The following is an 18,768-nucleotide window of genomic DNA, read 5'->3' as shown; positions in this document are numbered from 1 at the left end:
CGCTCCCGCACCACCCCGGGAGCGGCCGCTCCGTCCTGCTCCCGGGACGGCAGGCCATGAGCATCAAGGCATCGCCCGAGGTCAACGCGATGATCTTCATCCTCACCGGGGAGAAGCTCATCGACGCCGACGAGGACCTCGCCTACGAGAGCCGGCGGCCCTACTCCGGCCTGGGCCGCAAGGTGGACCGGCTGTCCTCGCTGATCGACAAGTCCGTCCACGACATCGCCGAGGTGATGCCGGACGACCTGTCCAAGTCGTACGCCAAGGCGATGGGCATGCTCATCGACGACGGCGGCAAGAACTACCTCCGCGAGTTCGCCGAACAACTCGACAAGATCGCCGAGGGTCGGCGCAAGACCTCCATGGACATCATGGAGTCCAAGTGGCAGGTCATCGCCGAGGTCATCCGGCTGCTCATCGAGATCGCCATCTACCTGGCGATGTCCTTCTTCACCGGCGGCGCCTCGGCCAGCCAGATCATGATGGCCAAGCTGCGCAGCCGCTTCCTCATCCTCACCACGCTCACCCGCCTGCTCCAGCGGCTGCACCTGGCGCCCTCGCTGACAGAGGCGTTCGCCGAGGCGTTCACCACCTTCGCGGTGCGGCTGGCGATGATGAACTTCGCTCCGAACGGCCGCCGCCCCGACGGCTTCGACTGGAAGGACATCCTGAAGTCCGCCGCGTTCGGCGCCGCCGCAGGGTTTCTCACCAGCATCTTCGACGACATCGCGAAGAAGATCGTCAGGAGCTACGACAGCACCTTCCTCAAGCACGGGTCCGACCTCGACTTCAAGCCCAACCCCCACCTCAAGAACACCCCGAACCCCGAGTTCGGGAATCACGGCCCCGGCCCCAAGCCGGACCCCGACCCCGGGCCCACCCCGAAGGAGCGGCCGGACCCCGGCCCGAAGGCGAATGGCCCGGGCGTCCCGCACACCCCGCCACTGACCCTCCGGAACAACGGCCCGCTCTCCTTCCGGAACAACCCGAACCTGTGGCGCAACAGCCGGATCCTGCGCGACAACGCCGACCGTCCCGGCGCACTGGCCGGTCACTACGGCATCAAGGGCACGTCCGACTTCCTGGCGGCCGGCGCCGGCGAGGCGCTCGCGGAGATCTTGATCAAGGGCGCCTTCGACGGCGACTGGTCCACCAGTTGGTCCACCTTCGTCGGCGCGGGCATCAGCAGCCAGGTCGAGGCCACGCTCACCGACACCGCCCTCAACAGCGGTGCCGAACTGCGCCACGTCATCGACAAGTTGCGCCATCAGCCGCCCACCGTCTCCACCGGCGACGGCGACACACGGGACACCGGCACCCGGGACACCGCCGACTCTTCGGGCACCCGGGACGGCGACGGGCCGGGCCCCGCCGGCGGTGCCCCGGACACGGACCTCACGGGCGACAGCGGCTCCACGCGCACGCCCCCGCCGGTCCGTACCGCGGACGGCCCGCCGCCGTACACGAGCGTGGACCCTCCGCCCTACACCCCCCAGGACCCCCCGGCGTACTCCCCGGGCCCGCTGCCCACGTCGGCCGCCGAGAACGCCCTGTGGCAGCAGGTCCACAACGGACCCGCCGGCCTCCGCGAGCAGGCCCTGCACGACATCGCCGCCCTGCGCGGCGCCCAACCGCCCGGCACAGCGGAGATCGACGTCCGCGACACCGTCCACGGTGCCCTCTCGCAGGTGCCCGAGGTCCGGGTGGTGCCCCTGGGGGAGGGACCCGCGGTCCAGGTCGCCGCCGACGAGGTCCGGCGGGCCCTGGACGGCTTCGGCACGGCGACGACGGTGGAGGACGCGGTCGGCGGGACGGGGTCGCCGGGCATCGACGTCAACAGCGGTTCGAACGGGACTGTCCAGAGTGACGCCGACGGTTCGGCCGGGCAGGGAGTTCCGGGCCAGGCCGGCGGCAGCCCCGTCGCGTCCAACGGCTCCCAGCAGGCGCCCGCTTCAGGCACCGGCGGCGCCCGGCCCGGTGGTGCGCCCGCGCCAGGAGGCTCCCAGACCGCCCCCGGCTCCCAGACCGCCCCCGGCCCTCACGCCTCCTCCGGCTCGCAGCCCCAGGGCGCGCGCACGTCGGACACCACGACGGTGTCGGACGATCAACGCGCCACGCAGGACGGCACGGCGGTGGCGGACGGCCCGCACCATGCGCAGGACACCACGCCGGTGCAGGACGGCCCGCACCACGCGCAGAACGGCTCCGCACAGCCCTCCGTGACCTCGGGAACCTCCGTCTCCGCCGTGACCTCGGAAACCTCCGCCTCCGCGGAGACCACGTCCGTCCCGGACAGCACCGTCTCCCCGTACAGCACCTCCTCCCAGGAGGCCGCGTTCCCGGCCGGGCCGCCCTCTTCCTCCGATCACTTCCTGACCCCGGACGCCGACCTCGGTGGCGCTCCGCCGAAGGTGAGCACCACCGGGTCCTACGCCGGCACCGGCGACGTGTCCCAGGCTCCGCCGCTGACGATCGTCGTCTCGGAGGTGCCGCCGCCCGGGGAGGGTTCGCCGGAGGCGGCCGGCCTGTTGAACCGCGCCGGGGCCGACCGCGCCGTGGTACTGGGGCCGGCGGTCACGCCCGACGGGGCGGGGCGGCCGACGCGCACCGCCGTCGAGCTGACGCGGGAGGGGCCGGGCGCTCCGGTCCGCGTCCGTCCGCTCACGAGCTCCCTGCCGACGCCGGACGGCCCCACGCCGGACGGCCCCACGCCGGACGGCCCCACGGCGGACGGCCCCATGGCGAGCATGGTCACCCCGGAGACGGCTTTCCCCGCGGCCGACGTCCTCCTGCCACTCGCCGACGCGCTCGGCCCGGCACCCCGCCCCGCCACCCAGAGCACCGCCACGACCGCCACGACCGACAGCGGCGGCCCGGTGAGCACCACCGCCGCCCCACCCCCCGAGAAGGTGCTCACGGAGTCGCCTACGCCTCCGCGCGGCACGGGCACCGCCCTCGATCCCGGCGGCGTTTCCGGCGTCCCCGCCGCGGCCAAGTTCGCCACCCTGTCCCTTCCTTGGACGGACACGGCCACCGACCTGCACCTGGAGTCGGGGCAGAGCGACGGAACCGGCGGCAACGCACCCGGTACCGGTGGCGGACGCGGGCCCGGCGCCGACGGCACCCCGCCCCCGCCTCCACCGGCGACACCGGACACATCCGGGGCCCAGCCACCGCGAGGCCGCGTCATTGTGCGGCCCGCGGAAGGCGCCGGGCACAAGGAGCCCACCGACGACGGCGGCACCCCGGCCCGTCAATCCGTGGTCACCACCCTGGACGGCCACACGGTTCCGCTCGCCCAGTTGCGCCGCTGGGTGCCGGAGACCGCCGTGAAACCGCGGCCGGGACGTGCCATACGGACGCTGACCGTCTCGCAGGACCCCGCCGACGACGGGACGCCGCGCGGTACGCGCCGCCGGGCGCTGCTCGACCAGGACACCTTCCGCGGGGTGCGCACCATGTCGGGGCCGACTCCGTCCGGTCCGACCCGCACGGTGTTCACCGGCCCATCGACCGCTCTGCCCGGCGCGGGCACCGACGAGGGCGCCGACTACTTCGTGGGGCACGGCACTCCGCGTACCGTCACACTCGGCACCGACGACGCCGCACGCCCCGCCGTCAAGGTCAGCGGTGTGCAGCTCGGGGAGGTGCTCAGGTCCTGGGCGCGGGACGGTGACCGGTCCCGCCCCCTCGTGCTGTTCTCCTGCGAGACCGGACGGCAGCCGCACGTGGCGGGGCTGCCGGTGGCCCAGCACGTGGCGAACCGCACCGGACGGCCCGTGTACGCGCCGACCACCGAGGTGGGCACGGCGCGGGACGGGAAGGGCGACGTCCGTGCGGTGCTCACCGAGGGCTCGGACGGGCCGGGACGCTGGCGGCTGTTCACTCCGGAGCCCGGCGGCGCCGACCTGGACGCTCTCGCCCGCGATGCCGGTCTGCACTCGGGCCCCGGCCCCGCCGACGCCTTCGCCCGGGCCCGTACCCTCCAGCAGATCCGCACCCTGCGCGACGCCCTCGGTCCGGACGCCGAACAGCGTCCGGAGAACCGGGAGTTGCTCGCGGCGCTGGCGTACGTGGACGGTCTGCGCTGGCTGAACCCCGAGACCGCGGCCCGCTACGGCGACGGCCGGATGACACCGGACCTGCTGCGCCGGATGGTCGGCGACCGGCCCGGCGTCGCGGTCGACCCGGCGGCCGGACCGACGACGGACCAGTACACGGACTTTCTGCGCGCCGCGGCCGAGCTGCGGGGCACCGCCGGACCGGACACGACCCTCGACGCCCTGCTGCCCCCGCCGCCTCCCGCGCTCCCGCCGGACACCCTGGTCTCCCCGGACGACGTGCGCGGACTGACCTACGCGCCGTCCGCGCAGATCACCTGGTCGCTCTCCGGCACTCCGCTGCCGCTCTCCGAGCTGGCCCTGAGCGCCGACGACACCGCCGAACTCGCCCGGCGCAGGCCCGACCTCGCTCCGGCGCCGAGCCGCCCGGAGAGCCTCGCCGAGGACCTGACCCTGTTCAGCAAGGACACCACGAGCGCGGAGCACGTGCGGGCGGACGGCCGGACCTTCAGGCGGCTGGATACACCGGGCGGCGGGAACTGCCTGTTCCGGGCGCTGCTCGACAGCGCGCGCAGCCAGGACGTCCCACCCCCGTGGGCGGCGCGCAACGTCGCCGGGCTGCGCGGCCTGCTGCGTGACCGGATCGCCGGTTCCGAACTGGCCGCCGCGGCGGCCGAGGCCACCCCGGACCCGGTGCTCGCCGTGGTGGACGACCTGCGCATGACAGCGCTCGCCGGGGTACGCGACCCCGACGCGCAGCGTAGGATCACCCAGCGCTGGAACGGCATCGCGCAGGCCGTCGTCGAGGACGGCGACGCCCGGCGGTGGCGGCGCATCCTCAGGGACAGCGGCTACCCGCAACTCGCCCAGATCGCGCCCACCCCGGACGACGCACGACGGCTCGGCACCGAAGGACTCGTCGCGGCGGCGGCCGAACACGCCGGGCTGTGGGCCTCTCCCTTCGCCGACGTGCTCCCGCAGGCGCTGGCGCACACCCTCGACCTCGACCTGCGCCTCGTCCAGGCCGACCCGCACGCACCGGCCACCACCCTCGTCACCCCCCTCCATCCCGGCGGCCGTGGCGGCACCCTGCACCTGGCCTACAACGGCACCGACCACTACGACGCCCTGATCCCGGCCACCGCCCCGCTCGCCCCCGTGCCCGGCACCGGCACGACGCCCGAGGCCCCGGCCACCGGCGAGACGGACGGCGACGACCCCTTCGCCGAATGGCTGCGCGGCATGGGCGGGGTCACCGACCTCGACAGCCCCGCCACCGACACCCCCGACCGGGGCGACCCGGTGCCGCTGGAGACACAGCTCGAACGGCACCGCCCGGCCCGCCTGCTCACCGGCCCGGACGCCCGCCCGCCGGGCCCGCCGCCCCGCACCGTCACCTTCGAGGACGGCAGCCGGCTGCCGACCGTCCTCATCGACCCGGGCGCCGACCCCGGCCCGGACGGCGGCGGCCCGGCGTCCCGTGCGGACGCCACCCGCCGAAGCCGGCCGACCGGTCTCTTCGCGGGCCCCGGCGTGCTCACCCTGCGCTCGCCCGAGCAGGTCGCCGAGGAGATCCTCGGGCAGCTGCCGAAGAACCTGCGCGACCAGTTCGACGAGGCGGAACTGCTGCGCCTGCTGACCGACCAGCCCGGCGCCTTCACCGCCCCGCGCGGCGCACGCCTCGTGGGCCGGGAGAAGTCCGGCGTCGGCCACGAGATGACCGTCGAGGCCATCCCGTACCACCGCTGGGAGCGCTTCTCCGACGTGCACGGCGGCACCACGCGCGTGGACACCATGCGGCGCGGCCAGGCCGGTACGGGCGGCGGCCGCAGCGTCGGCCAGGGACGCCGGATCGCCGCCGCGCTGAGCATGGGCCCCCCGCTCAACTGGCTGCTGAAGATCGGCGTCTCGCTGGGCTGGACCCGCCGCACCGACTACTCCCTGGGCACCCAGGCGTACGACCAGACCGAGCACCGCGCCCACGAGGGCTCGCACCTGCACCTGGACGACGTCCACTACCGGGTACGGGTGGAGCGCGTCACCGAGGGACCGAAGGCCCCGGGCCCGGTCACCTCGCCCGCGACAGGACCGAACTGGCGGCGCAGCCAGGTGCACACCGCGCACTTCGCCGTGCGGGACGGCCTGAGCTGGCGCCTGCCCGACGACCTCACCGTGCCGTTCGGCGGACCCCGCCGGGCCCCGCGCACGCTCACCTTCCCGGACGGGACCGAGCCGCGGATGACGGACACCACCGGACTGCACCTGGTGGACCCGCCCGAGGACGTCGCGCTCGCCCTGTCCGGTGCCCGGCCCGGCAGTTCGGCGCACCGCACCCTCGTCTCGTACGTCCGTCCGGGACGGTTGCTCGCCCTGTTCGGCCGGTTCGCCGGGCCGGTCAGCGGACCCGAGCTGACCCAGGGGAGCGCCCTGCGTCCGCTGGGGCACCTCGTCGTCGAGCGGTCGATCCCGCACCGTGCCACCCTGGTCGCCGAGTCGGTCAAGGCGGAGCTGCGCGACCTCACGCAGACCACGTACCAGAACGAGCGCGGCCACGTCCGCGACACCCGCTTCGGCATCCAGATCACCGCGGGCCCCAACCACACCCTCGTCGGCCCGGAGACCGACGTACGCCTCCAGGGCGGGCCGCTGGTCCGCGCGGACCTCAGCTCCGGGCGCGGCCACCACCTCGGCACCGACGCGGCCCGCAAGACCACCGGACGGCTGCGCAACCACCCGGTCGCGCTCTACCGGGTGGAGCGCACCCTCATGGTGCGCAAGGCCGGCGAGCCGGCGTCCGCGGCGCGTCCGGTGCGCGTGGTCAGCCTGGACTGGATCTCCACCCAGGACGCACGCCGGCTCGCCGGCTGGGACAGCCGCACGCCCGGACGGACCGGCCCCCACCCGGACGCCGAGCCGCCGGTGCCCTGGTACCTCACCCGGGAGGACCCGGTACACCTCGGCGGTCAGGTCCGCGCCGAGGGCTTCCGCCCCGACCGCGCGGGCAACGCCGTGGCGAACGGCGGACAGAATCAGCCGGCGAACCAGCCCCAGAACCACGCCGGGCCTTCCGTCGCCCAGGACCCGCTGCGCGTCTTCGCGGACACCGTCCTCGACACGCTGCACCGCTCCTACCCGTCCCTCTTCGTCCCGCCGTCGATGCTGCGGCACCCGCGGCTGGCGCGCTTCTGGTACGGCGACGGCAGGATGCGGACCGCGCTGCACAACGACCGGCAGGTCCGCGAGGCGCTCAACCGGCCCACCCTGGCGCAGAGTCTGGACGACCTGACCAGCACCGGCGTCCCGGTCACCCTCACCGAGGACGGCAAGGTGCGCCGCGGCCACCACACGCTGATCCTGCGGGCGAGACTCACCGACCGCCGCTTCGAGACCACCATGAGCGAACGCTCGCTGCGCAACGCGGTGATCGGCACCGAGGTGTCCGGGCAGGGGCAGCAGGCGTCCACCACCCTGTCCGCCGGCCTCGAGGTGGGCGTATCCCCGCGCGATCACGACAAGGTGCCCGAGGCGGGGCTGCCCCGCCAGACCGGCAACGTGTCCGTGGGCGCCCGCTACGCCAGGACCGAACAGAAGGGCACCCGCAGCACCGCCGCGGTCACCCACGACCACCTGACCTACCAGAACGGCGCCGACCTCTACAGCTACCAGGTGGAACTGGGCGCCTCCTTCGAAGGCCACCGGCGCCCGCGCGGCTGGGCCCGACTCGCCTCGCTCGGCCTCCTCGGCGCCGGCGTCTTCGTCAGCAAGGTCGAGGAGCGCCCGCTGTTCCAGCGGGGCAGCGAGACCGTGGGGCGCGTGGAGCTCGCCGTGCCCGCCGCGCACGGCTCCGACCGCCACGCACCCGCCGACCCGCCCCCCGCCGGACCGGCGCCGGCGACCGCACCCGTACGGCTCTCCGCCGCCGAGGCCGACCAACTCCTCGACGGCACCAGCCCGTTGCCGAGAGCGGACTCCGCGGGGCAACGGCTCGTCCGCAGGCTGCTGCGCGCCCCGCACGTGGTGCTCAGCACCGAGGGCGGCGCGCAGCGCCAGCAGCTGATGCAGGACACGGCCGACCGCGCCTCCGGCACCTCCTGGCATGTCAGCGCACCCGGCGCGCCGGTGCGCAGCGCACTGCGGCGGGCCATGGCCGACCTCCACGTGGCCGGTCAACTCGGCCAGTATCTGGGCCCGTTCGGCTCCCGTATCACCGGGCTCAACGGCGCCGGACCGCTCCAGACGCACTACCTGAAGGCCGCCGTCCGCGGCGCACTCGACAACCTGAGGGTCAAGAGCGACCCCAAGGCGGCCAGCCTCGAAGCGACCATCGGCAACGAGCACCGCGTGGCCGGCAGCGCGAGCACCGTGTCGCACACCACCCTCGGCGTCCAGGGCGCCGACATGCCGCTCCAGCAGGCCCCCGGCGGACCGGCCGTCGTCGGCTCCTACTCGACCGCGCTCCAGTACGCCTGGGGCAAGGGCCGCAGCGTCGCGCAGACCCTCACCCGGGGACGGAACACGACCCTCACCTACGCGGGCCGGATGTACCTGGTGGTCGCCGACGCCACCGAGACCATCGCCGTACGGGACCGCTGGACGGCGGCGATGGGCACCGTGGGCACCCGCGCCGGCACCGCGATCAGCTCCGCCGCCGGACGCCTTTCCGGGCGCCTCGGGCGCGCACTCGCCCCGCGCCGCGCCGCCGCCGCCCTGCAACGGGTACGCGACGCGGTGATGTTCCATCTGCCCATGCAGGACGTCATCGAGGCTGGGCTCGCCCCGGACGGTCTGGGAACCACCACCCCGCGCAACCTCGGCCGCGGCTACCGCGTGCCCCCCTTCCTGCGCGGCCGCCGCTTCCCCGGCCACCCCAGCGGCCGGCTCGACGCCAGTCATGCCGCCCGGCAGCTCATGGAGCGGATGACGAGGATCGGCGTTCCCTCCCACGACCGGGAACAGGTCCTCCAGCGGCTCTCCCCGGACTTCCTGCGTGCCCATCTGCACGAGCTGACGACCGACGGAATGACCCTGCCGGTGCGCCACCGCACCTGGCGCAACCCCAGCCGTCTGCCGGTCGGCGGCAGCCCGGCACAGGTCCGGTTCACCCTGACCCCGCGCACCACCACCGTCGAACGGCTGCGCACCGGCTTCGAGTTGGAGGACTACCGCACCACCAGCCGCGACAACTCCGGCAGCTCCTCCCAGGACCGCGGCGCCGACGTCACCCTCGCCGCGGGGCAGCGCGCGGCGGAGAGCGGAATCCTCCTCGCCAATCCCTCGCTCCAGGGCACCGCCGCCAAACAGCGTGCCGGCACCCGGACCGAGACCACCGGCAACACCTCGATGCCGAACATCGCCACCACCCAGGCGCACGCCGAGATCGCCACCAGCTACATCCTGACCGTCACCATGACCGACGCGACCGGCGAGCGCCTGTCCCCGCGCGCCGTGGCATCGGTCGGCACCCTCAACGAGATCGTCCCGGCCGCCCTGCTCACCCCCACCGACGACGGCACCGACGGCATGCTCACCGAGGAGGACGTGCCCGAACCCGAGCGCGCCGTGACCATGCTGAGCGCCGAGCAGGCCTGCCCGCAGGGCGTCGCCGCCTGGCGCACCGGCGACGACGGCACCGGCCGGGCCGACCCGGACGTGCTGCCCTTCGACGACCGCATAGGCTCCGGCATCCTCGCCGTGGACATCCGGGGCGCGGCCAACGTGCAGGACGCCCTGACCCTCGCCACCGCCCGCGCCGACGGCCTCGGCGACGGCGACCTCGGCCGCCGCCACACCGGCGACGTTCTCACCGAACGCGTGCGCATGGCGCGCCTCACCCCGCTCACCGGCCCCGGCACCGCCCCCGCGCAGGCCCAGCAGGAGGCCACCACCCAGGTCGGCCTCACCTCGGGCTTCCTGGAGGCCCTCGGCGTGAACGGTTCACAGCTCCCCGCCCAGGCGTCCGCCCGCCTCTTCGGCCAGTCCCACACCGCCGACTCCCGCCTCTACGCGAAGATGCACCGCACCGGTGCCCGGCTCCTCGCCGTCGAGAACAAGCCGCGCATGGAGGCCATGCAGCGCTCCAAGACCTCCGACGCGCTGGAGGCCGGCATCACCGACAACGTCGAGGGCATGGTCGGCACCTCGCCGCTCGCGGGCAACAGCAACGCCGGCCTCACCAACCCGGGCGCCTCGGTCCCCGTCGGCGGCGCGAACGACAGCACCGCCCTCAAGGGCACCGTCGACACCACCCTCGGCACCCATCTGAAGGTCGTCACCGACCGCAGCATGCTCTTCGCGATTCCGGTGAGCTGGCTGACCGTGGCCGAGGTCGACCACCACTTCACCGACAGCCGCCCCCTGCAAGCGCTCGGAAAGGCCAAGCGTGGCCCACGCGCCGCCGAGGCCGAGACCACCGCCCTGGTCTGGCTGCGCGAGGACATCGCCCGCGACTACGGCCTTCTGGACGACACCACGTTCCCCGACGAGGTCGGCGCGGCCTGGGACGCCATGGCCAAGGCGGCCGGCGACCTCGCCGCTGCGGAGAAGGGCTACTACGACGCCCGGGCCCGCGCCCGGGAGACCTGGCTCGCACTGACCCCGCACGAGCGGGCGGCACTCGGCGACGACGACCCCGACCGGCCGACCGTCCTGCCGCAGGCCGTGGCCCAGTCGCCGGCCGTCGCCGCCTGGCAGGCCGCCCGCGAGGAGGTCCGCCGCTGGCAGGCGCACACCGACTCCGCCGCCGCGGACCACCACCGCCTGCACCTCGCGGCCTCCCGCCTCACCGCCCACCACCAGGGCCGCGCGTCCGTCCCGGTGCCGGACCGGGCGCAGGAGCACACCGAGCCGGCGTGGCGCTCCGAGGCGCCCGAGCCGTACCGCATCACCGACGCCACCGACTCCGCCCCGCGCACCCTCACCTCGCCGGACGGCACGCTGGTGCGCGAGGTGCACGACATGCCGCACGACGGCGCCTCGTTCTTCCACGCGCTCATCGCCGTCGCCCAGGACCGCGGCCGGCTGCCCCACCTCCTGGGCACCGGCCTCGCGGCCCGGTTCACCGCCGCTCCCGGAGATCCGGCCATCACCGAACAAGCCGTCCGGGCCGCCCGCGACCGTCTCGCCTGGGAACTGGGCGAGAGCCGCAACGAGGACCTGCTCGACGCCCTCGCCCTCGACGCCGCGGACACCTTCACCCAGGACGAACTCGCCTTCGCGGGCGTGCGGCTGACCCCCGCCCAGCAGGCCGAGTTCGACGCGTTCGGCCGCCTCCCGCAGACACTCTGGCCTACCCCGGGGCAACGCGTGGCGCTCGCCACCGCCGCCCTGCTCCGGCCCTTCACCAGCGAGCCGCCGCAGGGCGGTACCGCGGCCGCGGACACCGCACACCCCGCCCCGCCGGAACGCCGCGCCGGCGACCAGGGCGGCGCCGACCTGCTGCCCGCCCTCGCCGCCCGGCTTCTCGGCACCCCGCTGATCGTCGTGACCGGCGAAGGCCGCGAACAGCGCTTCCTCCCGCACGGCACCGACCCGGCAGCCGTCGACCCCGCCACCGATCCCGTCCTCCTCGCCGCCGACGGCTACTTCCACGCCGCCCTCCCGCCCGGAACCCCCGCCCCGGTCGCCACCGCGCTGCCGGCGACGGCGACCACCTCGGGCACCACCCCGGACGACGGAATCCCGGACCCCGCCCCGGCGCACCGCAGCCACGCCACCCCGCCCTGGCACCCGCCGGCCGACAGCACCGGCCCGCGCTACCGTCTCGACCGCGACGGTGTCCTCACCGCACCGGACGGCGCCACCTACACCCAGGGCACACCCACCGGCCGCGGCAACGGCTTCTTCGCCGCGCTCTCCACCGCCCTGCACCACGCGTCCCGACAGCCCGGCCTGAACCACCACGAAGCGGGACGACTGCGCCGGCGCGCCGACATGCCGCCCGCCCAGCTGATGCGCCTGAACGGCCTGCCCGGCGCCCGCGCCGAGCGTGACACGCTCTTCGCGCCCCCGCCCCTCGTCGTCCGCCCGGGCGCGCCCGCGCCGAGCCGGCACGCCCGCGACAGCCACCTGCGCCGCCATCTCGCCGAGGCTCCCTGGGGCCCCGGGGCCGACCGCGCGGTGGCCGAGTGGGCCGCCGCGGCGACGGGCACCACCCTCACCCTCGTCGAGGAGGACGGCACCGCCCACACCTACCCCGGCCCGTCCGGCGAAGCAGGCCCGCACCTTCGACTCCGGCGTCGCGGCGGCGACTTCGTCCCGCTGCTCCCGCGCACCCCGGCACCCGCGCCGAGCCCCGCGGTACCGGACCCGGACAGGGACCCGGCCGCCGTCCCGTCGCGGACCGGCGGTGACCTCCCGGGCGTGCCCGGCGAGGAGGAGGCGTACGAGCTCCACACACTGTCGGGGGCGGGCGGGGCGACGGACGCGGAAGCGGACTCGGACGTCGAGATGGACCTCGACTCCGGCTCCGAGAGCGAGCGGGAGGCCGTCGAGACGGACCCGGAACACCCGTTCGCAGTCGAGTTCGCCACCCTGCTGGAGGAGCCCGAGCTGAGGGCGGACGCCCTGCTGGACGTGGTCCGGCGGCGCAACGCACGACTCGGCGGCCTCCCGGACGTGGCGTTCGACAGCGCGTTCACCGAGCACACGGGGATCGGCGTGCCCGAGGCCCTGGACCTGGTGGAGCAGGCCGACAGGCTGTCGTCCGAGGAGTACGAGGAGCTGCGGGAGGCACTCGGCCTCGGGACCGGGGTTCCCTTCACGCAGACGAGGCCGCCCGGCACGTCCGAGCGGGACCGCCAGGTGACATTGCGGATGCTGGACCGGGTCGCCCGCCTGGTGAAGGACGTGCTCCGCAAACCGGACCGCCAGGCCGACGCCCAGGTCACCCCGCACATCGCCGTCACCGTGCTGCCGGACGGCTCGCTCGGCATCGCCGGCAACACCGGCGCGAAGGCGCTCACCGCCGACGAGGCCGCCCTGGTCGAACAGGAACTGCGCTGGTTCGTCACCGGACAGGAGCCGGGCGGCACCCAGCGGGTGCGGGAGCTCGAGCAATGGTCCAGGGACGAGGAGACCCACCGGCAGTGGGCGGCCCGGCTCGACCAGGAGGAGCGGGACCTCGCCGACCGGACCGCCGAACAGGCGGGCCTGCGGACGCGGCTGGAGCAGCAGTACGAAACGGGGGAGTGGGACGACACCCTGGAGCAGCAGTGGAACACGCTCTTGGCGGACGAGACGGCCGCCGAGCAGGAGCAGCGGCGTCTGAGGGCGGAGCGGCAGCACTGGCGGGGCGACGAACGGTGGCTGGCGCGACGGCGACCCGGTGTCGCGCGGGATGTCCGGGACCGTGCGAAGCTGCGGGCCCTGGCCACCGGCTGGTACCGCCTCTACCATCCTGACTCACCCGAACTCGACCTCGTCAAACGGGCGTTGGCGAACCCGCGCATCCTCAACGTGGCGGGCCGGGACGGGACCCCGGCACCCGGGGAACACGGTTCCGAGCACGGTGAACTCACCCTCCTCGGGCACTGGGTCGCCCACTGGGAGAACAACCCCGGCGACCCGAACGCGCCCCGGACCCTGCCGCTGGGCGGGTTCAAGATGGCCTGCGCCGCCTGCGACCTCGCCTACCAGGCCGTCAACGAACACATCGGACGCCCGCTCGGCCACCGCGTCCAGGCGTCCGGGACCCACGGCATCTTCTTCCCCGGCTGGCGCATGCCCCGGTGGATGCGGGAACGGCCGCACCTGGTGCAGCACATCAGGGACAACGCGGAGGACATCGGCGCCTACCTCGACCAGGGCGGCGTACTCCAGGGCGAGCGGACCGAGGGGACGCGCGAGCAGTACCCCGCCGGGTCCTCGTCCGAGTACGAGTCCGGCGACGAGGCCATGGACACCGACGACCTGCCCGACTCCCCGGCGCCGGGCACATCCCCGCGACTGCCGCGGACCGCGTCGTCCGGTCCGGGCGAGCCCACCGCCACCCCGCCGGTCCCACGCGGCCCACGCGACCACCGCCCTCGCTTCGTGGTGCGGTCCGGCTTCGACGCGCGCCGCTTCTCGTACGGAGGCGAGCCGGTCACCGACCTCACGGTGCGTCTGGCGATCCGGGGCCCCGAGGACCAGGCCGAGCAGGTACGCCGCCGACTGGACCAAGGCGTACGGCAGTTGCTCAACGACCCCGGGCACCGGCTGGCCGGCGGGGACCGGCTGCATGTGACCGTCGAGCATGTGGACCCCGACGACTCACCCCACCTCACCGTGGATCTCGCGGGCCGGGACCGGGCGATGGACCAGACGACCTGGTGGGCGGACGCGTCGCCGGCTCACCTCGTCCACGAACTCACCCATCAGCTCGGCCTGCGCGACGAGTACCGGGACGCCGACTCCCCCCACCGCCCCCACGTCCCGGGCAGCCTCCTCGGTGCCCTGGACGAACCACCCGAGGACGCCTCGCTCACCGCCGCCGGCCTCCGCGACCGGCACCTGGCGCTGCTGAGTGCCCTGATCGGCGAGGTGACGCCCCAACCGCAGCAGGAGAGCGGGACGTGGGACGCGGCGCGAACGGCCGCCACGCCCGTCACTCGGCGGTCGGTCTGGGTCGACCCCGTCTCCCTGCCCCGGACCGGTCCGGCGGAGGTCCCGGCGCGCATGCCGCAGGACGCGACCCTCACCCCCTTCCGGTCGGGCACCTACGAGTTCACCAACCTGAAGCACACCGACGAGACCTACCGCGACAAAGCCGTCCGGATCATCGACCTGCTGCGCAGGCACGACACGATCCGGGAGTACGTCGGCGGCCGCCCCTGCCGCATCACCCTGCATCTGCGCACCACGGAGACCCCGGCCGACGTGATCGACCGGGGTGAGGCCGGGGTCGACATCAGCCTCGCGAGCTACTACTTCGAGAAGTACGGCATCGGCCACATCATGGGGATGCTGGCCCATGAGATCGGCCTGCACCCGCTCGCCTCCCGGAACACGAGCATCCCCGACGAGGAGGAGATGTTCGCGGGTGTGCCGCTCGCCGTACCCGGCCTGACCGACCTGAAGACACCGCGCACCATGAGCACCGAGGGCGCAGGCCAGGCGGACCACATCATGGCCGCGTTCCCCAGCAGCACCCGTCACCGGATCTACCGCGACATCGTCGTGGGGATGGCGGGCGTGCTGGCCCAGGACGTCCAGGCGGGGGAGGAGGGTGCGAAGGCCAAGGATGTCACCGACCTGATCGACACCTACCTCATGGACCTGGCGACCATCGCGGTCACCAACGACCGCCGCAAGGAAGCGGCCTGGGAGCCCCGCTACACGGCGAAGGTCTACAACGCCTACAAGGAGATGTTCGTCGCGCAGCTGGCCGACGACAGCCCCGTCCGCCCGCTGCTGCCCCCGAACAAGAGCTGGTACAACGTCACCGGCAACTTCCTCGGTCTCGGGACCAGCTTCACGTTCAACAACCAGGGCGACAGCATCCAGACCGCCACCGCCACCGCCACCGCCACCGCCGACGCCACCGCCACCGACGAAGAAGCCCGCCCGCGCCTTCCTCAGACAGGTGCCGGCACGGCCCTGCCGCCGACCGGTACACCACAGCGGCGACGCGACAACCGTTCCCGCTTCGTGGTGCGCTCCGGCTTCGACGCCCGCCGCTTCTCCTACGACGGCGAACCGGTCACCGACCTCACCGTCCGCGTCGCGCTGCGCGGCACCGACGCACAGACGGCCCAGGTGTACGACCGGCTCACCGCGGGCGTGCACGAGTTCCTGAACAACCCCGGGCACCGGCTCCCCAACGGCGACCGGCTGCACGTCACCGTCGAACTCGTCCGGCCGGAGGACTCCCCGCACCTGACCGTGGACCTCGCGGGACGGGACCGGGCGATGGACCAGACCACCTGGTGGACCGATGCCGACCCGGTCCAGCTCGTCCACGAGCTCACCCATCAACTGGGCCTGCGCGACGAGTACCGGGACGCCGACGCGCCGCACCGCCCCCACATCCCCGGCAGCCTCCTCGGGGCGCTGGACGAGCGGCCCGACGACGCGTCACTCACCCCCTCCGGCCTCCGCGGACGGCACCTGGCCCTGCTCGGCGCGCTCATCGGACCCGTGACCCCGAGCCCACACCCCCAGGACGAGGAGCAGACCTGGGACGCGGCGCGTACCGGCACCGCACCGGTTCCCCGCCGGTCGGTCTGGGTGGACCCGGTCTCCCTGCCCGGGACCCGGCCGGGCGACACCGGCATAGGCGTCCCCGCCCGCGTGCCGCAGGACGGCACGCTCACGCCCTTCAAGTCCGGCACCTTCGAGTTCACCAACCTGAAGCACACGAACGAGCGGTACCGCGACAAGGCCGTGCGCATCATCGAACTGCTCGGGGACCACCCGACGATCAGGGACTACATTGGCGGGCGCCCCTGCCGCATCACCCTGCATCTGCGCACCACGGAAACGCCTGCCGACGTACGTGACCTGGGCGACGACGGCGTGCAGATCAATCTCGCCAGCTACTACTTCGAGAAGTACGACATCGGCTACGTCATGGGGATGCTGGCCCACGAGATCGGTCTCCACCCGCTCGCCTCCCGCAACCGGGACATCCCGGACGAGGAAGCGATGTTCCACGGCATTCCGCTCCCGGTGCCCGGGCTGGCCGATCTGAAGACTCCGCGCACCATGAACACGGACGGCGCGGGCCAGGCGGACCACATCATGGCGGCGTTCCCCAGCAGCACCCGTCACCGGATCTACCGCGACATCGTCCTGACGATGGCCGACATGCTGGCCCGGGCCGCGCGGGCGGGCGTGGAGGGTGCGAAGGCGAAGGACGTCACGGACCTCATCGACTGCTACCTCATGGACGTCGCGTCCATCGCGATCACCAGCGACTACCGCATGAACGCCGCCAAGGAGCCCGGCAACACCGCCAAGGTCTACAACGCGTACAAGGCCCTGCTCGCCCAGCACATGCCCGAGGACAGCCCCGCCCGCCCCTTGCTGCCCGCCGACAAGGGACTGTTCGGCGTCGTACGCGACTTCGCCCAGCTCGCCACCAGCCTGGCGACGAACAACCGCGGCGACAGCATCCAGCAGCCCCTGGTCGAGGACGGGGCGCGACCCCGTCTGCCGCAGGGCACGGACCCGCTTCCGCAGCAGACCCGCGCGGTCACACCCCGCTCGCGCGACCGCCGTCCGCGCTTCGTGGTGCGGGCCGGCTTCGACGCACGGCGCTTCCGGTACGAGGGCGAGACCGTCACCGACCTCACCGTGCGCCTGGCGATCCGGGGCCCGGAGGATGAGGCCTCGCGGGTGCGCGAACGGCTCGCGGCAGGGGTGCGCGAGTTCCTCAACGCCCCCGCCCACCGTCTGCCGAACGGTGACCGCCTGCACGTGACCGTCGAGCACGTGGACCCGTCCGAGGGCCCGCAGTTGACCGTGGACCTGGTGGGCCGGGACCGGGCGATGGACCAGAACACCTGGTGGGCCGATGCCGACCCGGTCCAGTTCGTCCACGAGCTCACCCACCAGCTGGGCCTGCGCGACGAGTACCGCGACGCGGCGTCCCCGCACCGCCCGCACGTACCGGGCAGCCTGCTGGGTGCTCCGAACGAGCCCCCCGAGGACTCCTCACTCGCCGTCGGCGGCCTCCGCGACCGGCACCTGGCCCTGCTCGGCGCCCTCGTCGGGGACGTCACACCTGCCCCGGCGGCGGACACCCGGCCGACCTGGGACGCGGCCCGTGCCGCGGCCGTACCCGTCCCGCACACGTCGGTCTGGGTGGACCCGGTCTCCCTGCCCGAGCGGGACGTCGACCCCGCGGCGGCCGACGGGGTCCCGGCGCGGATGCAGCAGGAGCCGAACACCTCGGCGGACCCCTCCCCGGGGAACTTCGCGTTCACCAATCTGAGGTCCACGGACGACAGGTACCTCGCCAAGGCCGTCCGGATCATCGACCTGCTGCGCAGGCACGACACGATCCGGGAGTACGTCGGCGGCCGCCCCTGCCGCATCACCCTGCATCTGCGCACCACGGAGACCCCGGCCGACGTGATCGACCGAGGCGAGGCCGGGGTCGACATCAACCTCGCGAGCTACTACTTCGAGAAGTACGGCATCGGCCACATCATGGGGATGCTGGCCCATGAGATCGGCCTGCACCCCCTCGCCTCCCGGAACAGGAGCATCCCCGACGAGGAGGAGATGTTCGCGGGCGTGCCGCTCGCCGTACCCGGCCTGACCGATCTGCGCACCCCCCGCACGATGAACACCGAGAACGCGGGCCAGGCGGACCACATCATGGCGGCGTTCCCCAGCAGCACCCGCCACGGGATCTACCGCGACATCGTCGTGTCGATGGCCGGGATCCTGGAGCGGGACGCGGTCGCCGGAGCGGAGGGCGCGCGGTCCGGCGACGTGACGGACCTGTTCGACTGCTACCTGATGGACCTCGCCTCGATCGCGGTGACCAACGACCACCGGATGAACGCGGCGATGGAGCCCGGCTACACGGCGAAGGTCTTCAACGCCTACAAGCAGGCGCTCCTCGCCCGGCTGCCGGCCGACTCCCCGCTGCGGGCACTCGTCCCGTCGGACAAGAGCATGTTCGGGGTGATCAACGACTTCCGGCGCATCGGCACCTACCTCGCGATCAACAACCGCGGCGACAGCATCCAGCAGACCGACCTGACCTGACCTGACC

At 73.9% G+C, this 18,768-nt stretch carries 1 protein-coding gene; it reads left to right on the top strand.

Translation table 11 applies throughout. The features are described 5' to 3' along the window. Positions 1–56 precede the first annotated feature (56 nt). A complete protein-coding gene (locus ACFRAC_RS30230) occupies positions 57–18,761 on the top strand; it encodes a hypothetical protein (protein ID WP_382934995.1) in 18,705 nt (6,234 codons plus the stop codon). The last annotated feature ends 7 nt before the right edge of the window (positions 18,762–18,768 follow it).

Source organism: Streptomyces sp. NPDC056628 (genome assembly GCF_042792555.1).
GTDB lineage: Bacteria > Actinomycetota > Actinomycetes > Streptomycetales > Streptomycetaceae > Streptomyces.
The sequence above is the reverse complement of the archived record's forward strand: the minus strand, read 5'-3'. Positions and strand labels throughout refer to the sequence as shown.

Excerpts from the sequence above, each read along its gene's own strand:
- ACFRAC_RS30230 (WP_382934995.1), top strand. The coding sequence starts at position 57 with ATGAGCATCAAGGCATCGCCCGAGGTCAACGCGATGATCTTCATCCTC.